Source organism: Curtobacterium salicis, assembly GCF_011759505.1.
GTDB lineage: Bacteria > Actinomycetota > Actinomycetes > Actinomycetales > Microbacteriaceae > Curtobacterium > Curtobacterium salicis.
The window spans coordinates 538,032-551,736 of the sequence record NZ_JAAOYO010000002.1 but is presented as its reverse complement, the minus strand read 5'-3'; the positions used below and the strand labels follow the sequence as shown (position 1 = coordinate 551,736).

The window sequence follows — 13,705 nt, the reverse complement described above, 5'->3', positions numbered from 1 at the left end:
CCGGCGCACCCCCGCCACAGCCCGGTCGACCTCGACCGGGCTGGCCTTCGGGTACCCGGTCGCGTAGACTCGATCGGTCGGCCTTCGACACCGTGGCTCGCGAGCCGCGGACGTGTTTGGGTGTTGTGTAGTTCGAGGGCTGGAATCACGTCGATCGACGACGGGATGAACCCCCTCTCCACGAACCGCCCCCGCCGATGTCGCTGCCGGGCCGCGTGGTACGTCTGCACCCCGGAAAGAACACATGGCCCCGTACGACAAGGGCGCGAACTCGCGCGCCGACCGATCCGACCGCGCTCGTCACCCGAACGGCACCCCTGCCGCTCGCAGCGCCAAGCACCGCGGCTTCCGAGCCCCCGAGCCCACCGCCCCGCGCCAGAAGCAGCGCTGGGACGCCGAGGAGCGTCGCTCCCGTCCCTCGTCGGGCGAGCGCCCGAACTGGGAGCCCCGCGACAGCCGCGGCAGCCGTCCGGCGTGGGAGCCCCGCGGTGCGGGCCGTCCCGCACGCGGTGACGACCGCGCCCCGCGCAGCTTCGACCGGAACGACCGTGGCCCGCGCCGCGACGACGACCGCGCACCCCGCCGCGACTCCGGCGACCGAGCCCCGCGCAGCTTCGACCGGAACGATCGCGCTCCCCGTCGTGACAGCGACGACCGTCCCCGTCGTTTCGACCGGGACGAGCGCGCTCCCCGGAGCTTCGACCGGAACGACCGCGCGCCGCGTCGTGACGACAACGACCGTGCGCCGCGCCGTTCCGACCGTGACGACCGTGCGCCGCGCAGCTTCGACCGGAACGACCGCGCCCCCCGTCGCGACAACGACGCCCCGCGCTCGTTCAACCGTGACGACCGTGCGCCGCGCAGCTTCGACCGGAACGACCGCGCTCCCCGTCGTGACAGCGACGACCGTCCCCGTCGTTTCGACCGTGACGAGCGCGCCCCGCGCAGCTTCGACCGTGACGACCGCGCGCCCCGTCGTGACAACGACGACCGCCCGCGTCGTTTCGACCGTGACGAGCGCGCCCCGCGCAGCTTCGACCGCAACGCTCCCTCCTCGCACGGCCGTCCCGACGCTCCGCAAGCTCCGCGTCGCGCCGGAACCGGCTCGCAGGGGCCCAGCGCCCCGCGTCGTGACAACGACGAGCGTCCGCGTCGCTTCGACCGTGACGACCGTGCGCCGCGCAGCTCCGACCGCTCGACCGAGCGCACCCCGTTCGTCCCCGCGGACGACGTCAAGCTCGAGAAGCTGCAGGCTGAGGCGACCATCGCCGCCGACGTCGACGGTGTGACCTTCGGCGATCTCGGCATCGGCGGGAACATCTCCCGTGCCCTGGCCGAGCTCGGCGCAGCGAGCCCGTTCCCGATCCAGGCCGCGACGATCCCCGACGTGCTCGCCGGCAAGGACGTCCTCGGCCGCGGTCGCACGGGCTCCGGCAAGACCATCGCGTTCGGCGCCCCGCTCGTCGAGAAGCTCATGGAGCACGGTGGCGGCACGAAGCGCAAGATGGGCCGCGCCCCGCGTGCGCTCATCCTCGCGCCGACGCGTGAACTCGCCCTGCAGATCGACCGCACGGTGCAGCCGATCGCCCGCTCGGTCGGGCTCTTCACGACGCAGATCTACGGCGGTGTGCCGTACGGCCGCCAGGAGGGTGCGCTCGAGCGTGGCGTCGACATCATCGTCGGCACCCCGGGCCGCGTGCAGGACCTCCTGAACAAGGGGAAGCTCGACCTCAGCGAGGTCGTCATCTCCGTCCTCGACGAGGCCGACCACATGTGCGACCTCGGGTTCCTCGAGCCGGTGCAGGAGATCCTCCGCGCCACCGCCGAGGTCACCCCGCAGGGCAACCGTGCGCAGAAGCTGCTGTTCAGCGCGACGCTCGACACCCAGGTCGCGGCGCTCGTCGAGCAGTTCCTGCACGAGCCGAGCGTGCACGAGGTCGCGGGTGAGGACCAGGCGTCCTCGACCATCGACCACCGTGTGCTCGTGGTCGAGCAGCGTGACAAGGACCGGGTCCTCGAGGAACTCGTCGCCGGCGAGGGCAAGACCATCGTCTTCGCCCGCACCCGTGCCTACGCCGAGCGTCTCGCCGAGCAGTTCGAGGACGCCGGGATCCGCGCGACCTCGCTGCACGGTGACCTCAACCAGTCGCGCCGCACGCGCAACCTGTCGCTGCTCACCAGCGGCCGCGTGAACGTGCTCGTCGCCACCGACGTCGCGGCCCGCGGCATCCACGTGGACGACATCTCGCTGGTCGTGCAGGCCGACGCCCCGGACGACTACAAGGCGTACATGCACCGCTCCGGCCGCACCGGTCGTGCCGGCAAGGAGGGCACGGTCGTCACGATCGTCCCGCGCAGCCGTCGCCGGAAGATCGAGGGCATCCTCGAGCACGCCGAGATCGAGGCGGACCTCGTCGAGAGCGGTCCCGGCGACCGCATCCTCGCGGAGCTCGCCGCGCGCTGACCCGCGCACGCACCACGTGACGGACGCGAGGCCCGGTACCAGCTGGTACCGGGCCTCCCGTTTGTCGCGACGTGACCGGCGTCAGCGGTTGAAGAACAGCACCCCGCGCGCGTAGCCGGCCTGTCCGGCGTGCTGGACGCAGTCGTCGAGGATGCTGACGAGGCGGACGCCGACGGTGACGGGCGGGTCCCAGGCCTCGTCGACGACGGTCTCGAAGTCCTCGGCCGACAGCGTGTGCAGGTAGGCGACGGTGCGTTCGTGCACGGCGCCGAGGTAGCCGTTCAGGAGCTCCGCCGACGCACGGACGCGGCCGACGTCGTCGCGGGACATGCCGTACCCGAGCGCCTCCGCGGGGAACGGCAGGCCGAACCGCTCGACCCAGCCGTCGGCGGTCCAGACCTGCTCGGAGCCGGCGAGGGCGGCGATCTGGGAGTCCTGCCCGCGGGCGATGTGCCAGGCGAGCCAAGCGAGCGTGTTGGCGCCGGCGGCCGGTCGGGAGGCGAGCTGGTCCTCCGACAGGCCGTCGACGGCACGTGCGACGGTCTCGGGTACGCGGGAGAACGCTTCGACGAGGAGTTCGGCGGGAGTGGTCATGCTCCCGACCGTACGCCGCACCGCGGTCAGAGGCTGGCGGCTCGGGAGTGCCGGGCGAGCGCGTCGCCGAGCAGCGTGAACTGCGTCGCGAGGCGGGCGCGGTCGGCTGGGGCGACGACCTCCCGGGCAGCGGCCGAGTAGACGCCCGTGATCTGCTGCGCGACCACCGACCCCGACGCGGTGAGGTGCAGCAGGAGGCTGCGGCGGTCGTCCGGGTTCGGCCCGCGGCGGATGTGGCCGTGCCGCTCGAGCCGGTCGATCAGCGAGGTCATCGCGCCCGTGGACAGCTCGAGGTGCTCGCCGGCCTGCTTCGGGGTGACGCCGGTGCCGGTCGCGGCCAGGAACAGCACGAAACGGGTGTCGGTGGCGTTGAGGCCGCGGGCGGCGCTCTCGCGGGCCAGGACACGGGCGTGGTGCATCTGGAACGAGCGGAACGCGACCATCAGGTCGGCGAGGTCGTCCTCGGCGGCAGCGACGGGGACGGGCTGGGTGGACTGCACGTCGGGGCTCGACGGTGCCGACACGGCGTCGGGTACGGCGTCCGGCATGGTGTCGGGCACGGCGGGGAGGGTCGTTCGGGAGTCCGGCATGCGGGGGTGTCGCTCTTCTCGCCAGGGACCGTGGTGGACGGTCGAGGGGCGACCCGGGGCAGTCGCCGTGCTGCTCATCGTGCGCCTTCGTGCCTGGACGTTCCACCCCCAACAGAGGGGGGTGGTCGCACCCTTGTGACCGGCTCGGTACCGAAGTAGCTTGATGGTCGTACCACCTCGGCACGTAGCGCGACCAACCACCGCGGGCCCGGCCGGACCACCGATCAGACAACTTCTCCTCAGGAGCACCGCCATGTCCTCTGTCACGCCTCGTGCTGCCCGCCTCACCGCTTGGATCGGCATCCCGGTCGCGCTCGTCGCTTCCGGGGTCGTCGTCTCGACTGCCTCGTACTCGGCGTTCTCCGCCGAGACCGTCAACCCGACCAGCAACTGGACCGCCGGTTCCGTCGCCCTCACCGACGACGACAACGGTTCCGCGCTCTTCACCGCGACCGGCCTGAAGCCCGGTTCGGCCGACGCGAAGTGCATCGCCGTCACCTCGACCGGATCGCTCGCGTCCACCGTGAAGCTGTACGGCACGAACCCGGTCACCACGAAGGACCTGGCGTCGAACATCAGCATCACGATCGAGCAGGGGACCGGTGGCGGCTTCGGCTCCTGCTCCGGCTTCACCGCGGCCGGCGCACCCGCGTACACCGGCACGCTCGCCGGCTTCGGGTCGGCGGCGACCGGGTTCAGCACCGGTGTCGGGTCCTGGGCGCCGACCGGCACCGCGTCGGACACCAAGGTCTACAAGGTGAGCTACTCGGTCCCGACCTCGGCGCCGAGCACCGTCATGGGCGGCACCGCCTCGCTGGGCCTCACGTGGGAGGCACAGAACAGCTAGTCGACGGACGGAACGGACACGCCCGTTCGGAGGCACCCATGTCCAACACCGACAGCACGGGTGGCCGCCCGCCGTCGTCGACGGCCCGTGGCCTGCTCGACTGGTCCCGGATCGTCGTCGGCACGCTCGCCCGATCGGTGGTCGTCACCCTGCTCGGACTCGCGCTCTGGGCGGCGGCGCCCGCCGCGATCGGGTGGATGCCGACGACCGTCATGACCGGGTCGATGGAACCGCGGCTCAGCCCCGGAGACGTCGTCGTGTCCCGTCCGGTCCCCGCCGAGCAGGTGCGGGCCGGACGCGTCCTGCTCGCCGACGACCCCGACCAGGCCGGTCACCTGCGGATGCACCGCTACGTCCAGAACGGGCCGGACGGCACCATCATCACCAAGGGCGACGCCAACCCGCGGATGGACTCGACCCCGATCGACCGTTCGGCCGTGCACGGGGTCGGGTACCTGCGGATCCCGTACGTCGCGTCCCCGGTGCTGTGGCTGCGGTCCGGCGAGTGGGCGCGCATCGTGCTCGCGGCGGCCGGTCTGGTCGGCGTGCTCGCGCTCTGCGCGGTGGACCGCTCGCTCCGACGGTCGGGCCCGGCGGTGACGGACGGACCGGACGACGGCACCGCCGGACCGGACGACGGCACCGCCGGACCGGGTGCCCGCCGACACCGCGGCGGACGGGAGGCACGTCACCGGGCCGCCACGGACCTCCCGGCCGGCGGACCCCACCGCGCCGTGGCACGGCTCCTGCGGCGGTCACACCCCGTCGTCGCGGCCTCGGTGCTGGTCGCGGTCACCGCGGCCGGGACCGCGCTGCCGTTGCCCGCTGCCGCAGCACCGTGGACCGGGTCGACGAACAACCCGACGACCCAACTCGCCGCGGTGTCCGGCAACGCGGTCACGGCTCTGACCTGCAGCGCCGCCACCGGGTCCGCGCAGTTGACCTGGACGTTCCCGGCGGGTGCCGACCCGCAGTCCTTCGAACTCGTGGCGAACGGCACGACCGTCATCCGCACCGTCGCCGGCAACGTCCGGACGGCGCCGGCGTCGGGCGCCCTGCTCAGCCTCGGGGCGTCGACGATCCGGATCCGCGCCGTCTACGCGCCCCAGTCCGGGTGGTCGGCGCTCGGGACACCGTCGGCCCGCGTGACCGCGGTCACCTCGCTCCTCACGAACTGCGGCTGAGCGGCATCCGTCCCCCGGAGCACCGCTCCTCCACCGGTACGGCCGGCCGTCCGGGGATGTCCCCGGCGGCCGTTACCGTGGCTGCCATGCGGATCCTGCACACCGGCGACTGGCACCTCGGACGGACGCTCCTCGGTGCGGACCTGCTCGAGCACCAGGCGGTCTTCCTCGACGACCTCGTCCAGGTGGTCCGCCGGCGCGCGGTCGACCTCGTCGTCATCGCCGGTGACGTGTACGACCGCGCGATCCCGCCGGTGGAAGCAGTCCGGATGCTCTCGCACGTGCTCGAACGGCTGGCCGAGACCGCGACGGTCGTCGTGACGCCGGGCAACCACGACTCCGCGGTCCGGCTCGGCTTCGGCGCCGGGGTGATGAGCGACCGGGTGCGGATCCTCGCCGAACCCGCTCGCCTGGCGGACCCGGTGCTCGTCGACACCGACGACGGCGGCGGTCCGGTCGCCGTCTACGGGTTGCCGTACCTGCAGCCCGACATGGTCCGGTACGCGCTCGCGCCGGTGCCCGACGAACCCCTCGCCCGCTCCCACCAGGCGGTCGTCGGGGCCGCGACGGACCGGGTCCGCGCCGACCTCGCCGGTCGCCCGGGCACCCGCTCGGTCGTGGTCGCACACGCCTTCGTCGGCGGCGCCCTGGCCAGCGACAGCGAGCAGGACATCCGGGTCGGCGGGGTCGACCGCGTCGCCGAGTCCACCTTCGACGGCTTCGACTACGTCGCACTCGGACACCTGCACGGCCCGCAGCGGGTCGGGTCCGGGGACCGCATCCGGTACGCCGGGTCCCCGCTGGCGTTCTCGTTCGGGGAACAGAACCACACGAAGTCCGTGACGCTCGTCGACCTGGCGGCGGACGGCTCGGTGTCGGTGGAACTCCTGCCGACGCCGGTGCCGCGACGGCTCGCGGACGTCCGTGGCAGCATCGAGCAGATCGAGTCCGGGGTCTTCGCCGCCGACGTCGACGCCTGGGTCCGGGTCGCCGTGACGGACACCGTGCACCCCGAACGCCTGTACGCCCGCGTGAAGGACCGGTTCCCGCACGCGCTCGCGATCACCCACGAGTCGGCGGACGCCCCGGAGCGATCGGCCGCGCGGACGGTCAGCGCGACGAGCGACCCGGTGGAGGTGGCCGCCGACTTCGTCACCTACGCCACGGGCGGTGCACCGGACGGCGTCGAACTCGCGATCCTCCGCGACGCGTACGAGTCCGCGGCGGCTGCCCTGGCCGAGCAGGGGGCCCGCTGATGTACCTGCACCGCCTCGAACTCCGAGCCGTCGGGCCGTACCCGGACCTGGTGTCGATCGACTTCGCGTCCCTGGCTGCGTCCGGGGTGTTCCTGCTCGAGGGGCCGACCGGGTCCGGCAAGTCGACCATCATCGACGCCGTCGTCTACGCGCTGTACGGCGGCCTGGCGGGCAGCGACGCCAGCACCGACCGCCTGCACAGCCAGCACGCCGACCCCGCGGTGGAGCCCTTCGTCGACCTGGTGTTCGAGACGGGTGCCGGTGTGTTCCGCGTCCGCCGCACGCCGCCGTACGACCGGCCCAAGCAGCGGGGGACCGGCACGATCCGGCAGCAGTCCTCGGCGCAGCTCTTCCGCCTGGCCGACCCGTCCGACCTGGTCGGCGAGCCGGTCTCGCACCGCGCGCCGGAGATCGGCGTCGAGATCGCCCGCATCGTCGGGCTGAACCGCGACCAGTTCCTGCAGACCGTCGTCCTGCCGCAGGGGGAGTTCGCCCGGTTCCTCCGCGCTCCGGGTGAAGACCGCCGGAAGCTCCTGCAGTCCCTGTTCGGCACCGCGATCTACGACCGGACTGCCGACGAACTCGCTGCCCGGCGCCGGAGCGCGGTGGCCGACGTCGACGCGGCGGATGCCCGGGTGCGGGACGCCCTGGGTCGCTTCCGGCAGGCGTCCGGGGACGACGACGCCGACGAGTCGAGCGCGGCGGACGTCGTCACCGAGCTGCGCCGCACGGCAGCCGGGCTCGAGCGGGCCCGGACCACGGCACGGACCGACGCCGAGTACGCCGTCGCCCACCTGCACGACGTCACCACCCGGCTCGCAGCCGTCGACCGCCGACGTGGTCTGCTCGCCCGGGCGGACGCGCTCGCCGCCGGAGCAGCGGCGGTCGCCGGGCACCGGACCGCGCTGGGCCTCGCCGACCACGCCGCGGTGGTCGTCGCCGTCGCGGACGGGGCCGCCGCCGCCGAGGACCGGCTGACCGCCCTGGTCGGGGAACGCTCGGCCGTCCGTGACCGGCACGAGATGACCGACGCCGTGCCGCGCGACACGCACGACCGCCTGGCCGCGGCCCGGTCCGAGGTCCGGCACCTCGTGGACCTGGAGCAGTCCCTCGACCAGCGTGCCGCCGCCGTGCAGTCGGCCGCCGCCGACCTCGAGCGGACGCAGACCCGGCTCGTCGAGGCCGCCACCGCACTTTCGGCACGTCCGGACGAGCGTGCCGAGATCGTCCGCGCCGCCGCCCGGTCCGCGGAGGCCGCCGCCGACGCCGCCGCGGCCGAGCGCGCGGTCGAGACGGCACAGGAGCTGGCCGGTCTGCTCGCCGCACGACGGGTCGCCGCCGGACGGACGTCGGAGCGAGCCGCCGCGGTGACGGCAGCGGCCACCGCGGCCGCCGCCGCCCTCGCGACCGAGAACGACCTCCGTGCCCGACGCATCGCCGGGCTCGCCGGTGAGCTCGGCGCCGCACTCGTCCCGGGCGACCCCTGCCCGGTCTGCGGCGCCGTCGAGCACCCCGCCGTCGCCCTGCCGCAGGACGACCACCCGAGCGCCGAGCAGATCGACGCCGCCGCGGCAGCACGTGCGGACGCCGAGCGGGCCCTCGGCACGGCCACCGCCGACCACGCCGTCGCACGGGCCGACCTCGACCGGCTGACCGAGGCCGTCGGTGAGCACGACGACGAGTCCGTCGCCCGGCAGCGCACCGACGCCGACGCACGACTGGCCGCCGCCCGGTCCGCGGCCGACGCCGTCCGAGACCACGAGCAACGACTGCAGGGCCACGACCGGGCCACCCGGGCGCTCGAGGACGACCACACCGACCTGGTCACCCGGATCCGACTGCTCGCCGACCGGATCGACGGCGACCGCACGCGCCTCGACGCCGACCGGGCCCGGGTTGACGACGCCCGGCGCACCGTCCGTGCCGCACTCGACCAGGCCGTCACGGCGGGCGCGGGGACCGAGGCTCGCGCGGCGCTGGACCTCGACGGACCCCGGGGCACGCTCGCCCAGGAAGTCGCCGCGGTCGACGCCCTGATCGCGGTCCTCCGGACGGTGGCCGACCTGGACGACCTGGTGACCGCCGCCGAGCGCGAGGTCGCGGACCGCAAGGCCGAGGTCGACGCCGCGTTGCAGGCACAGGGCTTCGCCGACGTCACGGCTGCCCGCAGCGCCGCGCTCGGGCGGGCCGACGCCGAGCGGTTGCGCGGTCTCGTCGCCGCGGCGGACCGCGAACAGGCCGTGGTGGAGGCCGGCCTCGCCGAACCCGCGGCGGTCGCGGCCGCAGCCGACATCCCGACCGACGCCGACCCGGGTGCAGCGCTGGACCGTGGTGCGGCGCAGACCGCTCGGGACGCCGCAGCCGTGGCCCTCGACGACACCACACGGGCCGCCGCTGCCGCCGGGGACCGTGCGACCGCCGCCGAGCGGTGCGCGGCCGACCTTGCGCGGGCCGTCCGCGCGCGCGACACCACGAGCGCCGAGAGCCGAGCCGTGGTCCGCCTCGCCGACATCGCCGCCGCGGCCGCTCACGTCAACCCGACCGGCATCACGCTCGGTACCTACGTGCTCATGCGCCGCTTCGAGGACGTCGTCGCCGCCGCCAACGACCGGCTGCGCGCGATGCTCGCCGGACGGTTCACCCTCGAGACGTCCGACGAGCGGGAGACCGGCACCCGGGCTCGGCGGACGGGGCTGGCGCTGGCCGTCCGCGACCACCTGACCGACAGCACGCGCGACCCGCGGAGCCTGTCCGGGGGCGAGACCTTCACGTTCTCGCTGTGCCTGGCCCTCGGCCTCGCCGACGTCGTGCAGGCCGAAGCCGGCGGGGTGTCGCTCGGCACCCTGTTCGTCGACGAGGGCTTCGGGACGCTCGACCCGGAGACGCTCGACGACGTCATCGGACAGCTGTCACGCCTGACCGCCGGCGGACGGCAGGTGGGCATCGTCAGCCACGTCGAGGAACTGAAGCAGCGGATCCCGGAGCGGATCGCGGTCCGGCGGACTCCCGAGGGCGGGTCGCAGGTCACGACCACCGTCTGACCGTCCGGCCAGTGGCCAGCGGCCAGCGGTCAGGGGTGCGGCGTCGCGTCCACGGTGCCGTCGGGCGGCGGCAGGATGTCCGCGGCGATCCACGGGAACACCCAGGTGAAGAGCACGAAGACGATGGCGACGAGGAGCACGAGCAACTCGAGCACCTTCAGCGCGGTCGGTCCGGGCAGGGCCCGCCAGACGAGGGGGAAGATCACTTGGCGGCCTCCGTCAGTTCCTTCGGCGTGCCGTCGGACGCCTGCATCCAGTAGTCCATCTTCGCGTGCACGACGTACCGCTGGGCGGCGGACCACATCGGGTGGCAGGCGGTGAGCGTGAGCCAGCGGTCGTCCGAGGTGGGCTCCACACCGGGCTTGTTCGGGACCGGCGCGATCGTCTCGATGTGGTCGGGGGTGACGATCTGGCTGTCGGTGACCTTGTAGACGTACCAGACGTCGAACTTCTTCTTCGCGTCGGTCACACGGACGACGATCGGGTCGCCGTCCTGGAGGTCCGCGATCTGGTTGAGCGGCTTGCCGTACGTGACGCGGTGTCCGGCGACGGCGAAGTTGCCCTCGGCTCCGGGCATCGCGGTGTCCTGGTAGTGGCCGAGACCGATGGTGTTGAGGACCTGCTCGCGGTCGGTGCCCTCGCCGATCGGCCGGTCGTAGTCGCTGCCGAAGCGCGGGATCTGCATGGTGCCGAAGACGGTCGAGAGCCCCGGCGGTTCGGCCAGCACGGGAACCGCGTCCCGCCGCTCGGTGCCGACGATCTTCTTCGGCTCGGGCTGGTCCAGCGTCTGCACGAGCTTGGTCTGCTGGTTCACGGCGACGACGTCGGTCCACCACGCAGTCCAGACGACGTAGAGCCCGGTGCCGGCTCCGGCGATGATGAGGAGCTCGGCGAGCAGGGCGACGAGCGCTCCGCCGACCGTCTGGCGCGGACGCCGACGCCGGGGCTGCTCGTCGCCGTTCTCAGCGCGGGCGTCGCGCCGCGACGGCAGCGTGTCGTGAGAGGTCACAGGGGCTCCGGATCGGTGAGGTCGGCGCAGTAGGTCTATCAGACCACGGCGACGGCCCGCTGCGGGCACCGTCCACAGGTCCGTCCGGTGACGATGGCGGATCGACGGGCGCGGTCCTCGCTACCGTGGTGCGGATGGAGCCCCTGATCCGTCCCTTCCGCCCCGCCGACACGGAGGCCGTCGTCGCGCTGTGGGAGTCGTGCGGCCTGGTCCGGCCGTGGAACGACCCGCGCCGGGACATCGCGCGGAAGGCGACGGTGCAGCCGGAACTGTTCCTGGTGGCGACCGACCGGGAGGCCGTGGTCGCCGCCGGCATGGCCGGTTTCGACGGGCATCGTGGCTGGGTCAACTACCTGGCGGTGTCACCGGACCGACAGGGGGGTGGGCTCGGTCGGCGCCTGATGGGCGAGTTCGAGCGGCTGCTCACCGACCTCGGCTGCCCGAAGCTGAACCTGCAGGTCCGAGCCGGCAACGAGCAGGTGATCGCCTTCTACGAGTCACTCGGGTACGCGGACGACCACACGGTCTCGCTCGGCAAACGCCTGATCCCGGACGACGCGCCCTGAACCGATCCGCAGGAGGACTGTCAGGCAGCGCCGCGGAGCACCGGGTCGTCAGGACACCGCGAGGCCGACCGACGCCGCGAACGCCAGCACGATGCCCGCGGTCTGCAGCGCGGTGAGCCGTTCGCGGAGCACGATGCCGGCGAGCACCACGGTGCCGATCGGGTAGAGCGCGTTGAGGACGCTCATCACCGGCAGCGTCGACGGGTCGTCGCTCGAGTGCAGGCCCGCCTGGATGAACACGTTCGCCAGGGCGTCGAACACCCCGCACGCGATCACGACGAGCACCAGTACCCGATCGGGCCGCACCCGGCCGGCGACGGGGCGGACGTCCGCCGTCGTCGAGGCGGGGGACGAGCCTCCCGGCCGTCGGCGGAGCCGGGCACCCAGCCACATCGTGACGAGCGCCGCCGTGCCGAGCAGCACCACCTGGAGGGTCCGCGCGACGAGCAGGGTCGCGACGCCGGAGTCGGCCGGCGAGGCGTCGTACCCGAGGACGACGCCACCGAAGCCGCATCCGGCGATCGCGGCCGTGACGACCCCGCGGAGGGTGAGGCGCGCGCCGCCCGGGTCGGGGACCGACGCGACGAGCACCACGGCGACCACCGCCACCACGAGCGCGACCACTCCGAGTGGCGACAGCACGGTGCCACGGACCAGCGCGACGACGACCGGGACGACGGCGGAGAACACGGCGGTGAGCGGGGACAGCACACTCATCGGACCGATCGCGAGCGCCGCGTAGAGCAGGAGGACGCCGACCGCGCCGGAGAGGCCCGCGACGACGCCGGCGGCCGTCGCCTGTCCGGAGAACCGGCTGCCCAGGACCGCGGAACCGACCAGCAGCGGAACGAGGCCGACGGCGGCGGCGACGGCCGTGACGGTCACGGGCCGGATGCGACGTGACGCGAGCCCGCCCAGGAAGTCGGCCGGCCCGTAGACGAGGGCGCCGCCGAGGCCGAGCAGCACGGTGATCACGGGTCCCATCCTGCCCGCACCGGTACTCTGCACGGCGTGAGCGTTCCCTACCACCGGTTGCCCCGTGTCGATGCGAACTGGCGGTGGTGGCGGCCACTGGTGGCCCTGGCGGTGTTCCTCGGCTTCTACCTGGCGTCGCAGTTCGTCATCGCGATCGCGTACTTCGTGCCGATCGGCGCGCAGCGGGGACCGGCGGGGGTGATGGACCTGACGGAGAAGCTGTCGTCGGGCGCCCTCGACCCGACTGACCCGCTCGTCCTCTCGTTGACGCTCGTGTCGCTCGTCGTGCTGCTGCCGGCGGTCATGCTGTCCACGAAGATCGCCGGGCTCGGCCCGTACGGGTTGCTGTCCTCGGTGCGGACCCGGATCCGGTGGGGGTGGCTCGGCTGGTGCCTGCTGCCGCTGCTGGTGCTGGCGATCGTGATGTTCTTCTTCCAGGGCAGCGGGTACGTGGCGACCGACGGTGGTCTGCACTGGAACACCGACGAACTCGGCCAGTCGACCGTCTCGCTGCAGACGCTGACCCTGACGATCCTGCTGGTGGTCCTGCTCGTGCCGTTCCAGGCCGCGGCAGAGGAGTACGTGTTCCGCGGCTTCCTCATGCAGACGATCGGCTCGTGGATCCCGCTCCGTGTCGTCGGCGCGGTCGTCGCGGTCGCGGTGTCGACGGTCCTGTTCGCCGTCCTGCACGTGCCGAACGGCTACAACATCTGGGGGATCCTCGACGTCGGCTCGTTCGGCCTGGTCGCGGCGGTCATCGTGCTGCGCACCGGCGGGCTCGAGGCGACGGTGCTCCAGCACGCGCTCAACAACATCATGATCTTCGTGCTGCAGGCGCCCGGCTGGTCGAAGGTCGACCTGACCGGCGAGGGGTCGCAGGGCACGTGGCAGGGCTTCGTCGTGACGCTCGGTACCTCGCTCCTCTACTGGGGGCTCGTCGAGGTGATGGCGCACTGGCGGAAGCTGGACCGCCGCTTCCCCGGGCAGGAGGCGCCCCGGTTCCGCGGGCACGCGCCGCTCTGGGCGGGTGGCCGGCAGTGGCTCCGGCCGGGAGGCGCGGGCTGGTCGATCGCACCCGCTCGCGATGACGAGACGGGTACGTCCGGCGACCCGGTGCTGGTCGGGGCGGGTGCCGGTCGGCCTGTGGACGAGTCCGGTGGTGTCGGCCCGCGGCCGTAG

General features: G+C 73.4%; 12 protein-coding genes. 7 read left to right on the top strand and 5 right to left on the bottom strand.

The genetic code is table 11. The annotated features are described in order from the left end of the window. The first annotated feature begins 244 nt into the window (after positions 1-244). Positions 245-2,464 (top strand): DEAD/DEAH box helicase, encoded by a 2,220-nt coding sequence (locus E9228_RS06910; protein ID WP_166779828.1) that lies wholly within the window; start codon positions 245-247, stop codon positions 2,462-2,464. An 81-nt stretch (positions 2,465-2,545) separates the two neighbouring features. Here E9228_RS06910 and E9228_RS06905 read toward each other — a convergent pair whose 3' ends face one another. Both E9228_RS06905 and E9228_RS06900 read right to left on the bottom strand, forming a co-directional pair. Further along, entirely contained in the window at positions 2,546-3,058 is a 513-nt protein-coding gene (locus tag E9228_RS06905) for a mycothiol transferase (RefSeq protein ID WP_166779827.1), read from the bottom strand. A 26-nt stretch (positions 3,059-3,084) separates the two neighbouring features. Beyond that, a complete protein-coding gene (locus E9228_RS06900) occupies positions 3,085-3,618 on the bottom strand; it encodes a MarR family transcriptional regulator (RefSeq protein WP_208385614.1) in 534 nt (177 codons plus the stop codon). 283 nt (positions 3,619-3,901) lie between these two features. Between E9228_RS06900 and E9228_RS06895 the strand changes: the two genes are divergently transcribed. From E9228_RS06895 to E9228_RS06880, 4 genes are all read left to right on the top strand, one after another. Then, complete coding sequence (locus E9228_RS06895; RefSeq protein ID WP_166779825.1) at positions 3,902-4,495, top strand: hypothetical protein; 594 nt, start codon at positions 3,902-3,904, stop codon at positions 4,493-4,495. Positions 4,496-4,533: 38 nt separating this feature from the next. Next, complete coding sequence (locus tag E9228_RS06890; RefSeq protein ID WP_166779824.1) at positions 4,534-5,679, top strand: S24/S26 family peptidase; 1,146 nt, start codon at positions 4,534-4,536, stop codon at positions 5,677-5,679. 86 nt (positions 5,680-5,765) lie between these two features. Next, on the top strand, positions 5,766-6,935 hold the full coding sequence (locus E9228_RS06885) for an exonuclease SbcCD subunit D (RefSeq protein ID WP_166779823.1): 1,170 nt from the start codon (positions 5,766-5,768) through the stop codon (positions 6,933-6,935). Further along, positions 6,935-9,976 carry an AAA family ATPase gene (locus E9228_RS06880; RefSeq protein WP_166779822.1) on the top strand — a complete coding sequence of 1,014 codons (3,042 nt, stop codon included), beginning with the start codon at positions 6,935-6,937 and terminating at the stop codon, positions 9,974-9,976. The genes E9228_RS06885 and E9228_RS06880 overlap by 1 nt, the downstream gene beginning before the upstream one ends. 29 nt (positions 9,977-10,005) lie before the next feature. Here the strand turns inward: E9228_RS06880 and E9228_RS06875 are convergent, their stop codons facing one another. Both E9228_RS06875 and E9228_RS06870 read right to left on the bottom strand, forming a co-directional pair. Beyond that, entirely contained in the window at positions 10,006-10,182 is a 177-nt protein-coding gene (locus E9228_RS06875) for a hypothetical protein (RefSeq protein WP_166779413.1), read from the bottom strand. Beyond that, on the bottom strand, positions 10,179-10,985 hold the full coding sequence (locus E9228_RS06870; protein WP_341849809.1) for a class E sortase: 807 nt from the start codon (positions 10,983-10,985) through the stop codon (positions 10,179-10,181). The genes E9228_RS06875 and E9228_RS06870 overlap by 4 nt, the downstream gene beginning before the upstream one ends. A 134-nt stretch (positions 10,986-11,119) precedes the next feature. On the opposite strand from E9228_RS06870, the gene E9228_RS06865 reads away from it, so the two are divergent. Next, positions 11,120-11,551 carry a GNAT family acetyltransferase gene (locus E9228_RS06865; protein WP_166779821.1) on the top strand — a complete coding sequence of 144 codons (432 nt, stop codon included), beginning with the start codon at positions 11,120-11,122 and terminating at the stop codon, positions 11,549-11,551. Between the two features lie 48 nt (positions 11,552-11,599). Here E9228_RS06865 and E9228_RS06860 read toward each other — a convergent pair whose 3' ends face one another. Beyond that, complete coding sequence (locus E9228_RS06860) at positions 11,600-12,526, bottom strand: EamA family transporter (RefSeq protein ID WP_166779820.1); 927 nt, start codon at positions 12,524-12,526, stop codon at positions 11,600-11,602. Positions 12,527-12,562: 36 nt separating this feature from the next. Here E9228_RS06860 and E9228_RS06855 point away from each other — a divergent pair, with 36 nt between their 5' ends. Then, positions 12,563-13,705 carry a CPBP family glutamic-type intramembrane protease gene (locus E9228_RS06855; protein WP_166779819.1) on the top strand — a complete coding sequence of 381 codons (1,143 nt, stop codon included), beginning with the start codon at positions 12,563-12,565 and terminating at the stop codon, positions 13,703-13,705.

What these genes read in the sequence shown, in the direction of transcription:
- E9228_RS06910 (WP_166779828.1), top strand. Translation starts at nt 245, where the DNA reads ATGGCCCCGTACGACAAGGGCGCGAACTCGCGCGCCGACCGATCCGAC.
- E9228_RS06905 (WP_166779827.1), bottom strand. Translation starts at nt 3,058, where the DNA reads ATGACCACTCCCGCCGAACTCCTCGTCGAAGCGTTCTCCCGCGTACCC.
- E9228_RS06895 (WP_166779825.1), top strand. Translation starts at nt 3,902, where the DNA reads ATGTCCTCTGTCACGCCTCGTGCTGCCCGCCTCACCGCTTGGATCGGC.
- E9228_RS06890 (WP_166779824.1), top strand. Translation starts at nt 4,534, where the DNA reads ATGTCCAACACCGACAGCACGGGTGGCCGCCCGCCGTCGTCGACGGCC.
- E9228_RS06885 (WP_166779823.1), top strand. Translation starts at nt 5,766, where the DNA reads ATGCGGATCCTGCACACCGGCGACTGGCACCTCGGACGGACGCTCCTC.
- E9228_RS06880 (WP_166779822.1), top strand. Translation starts at nt 6,935, where the DNA reads ATGTACCTGCACCGCCTCGAACTCCGAGCCGTCGGGCCGTACCCGGAC.
- E9228_RS06865 (WP_166779821.1), top strand. Translation starts at nt 11,120, where the DNA reads ATGGAGCCCCTGATCCGTCCCTTCCGCCCCGCCGACACGGAGGCCGTC.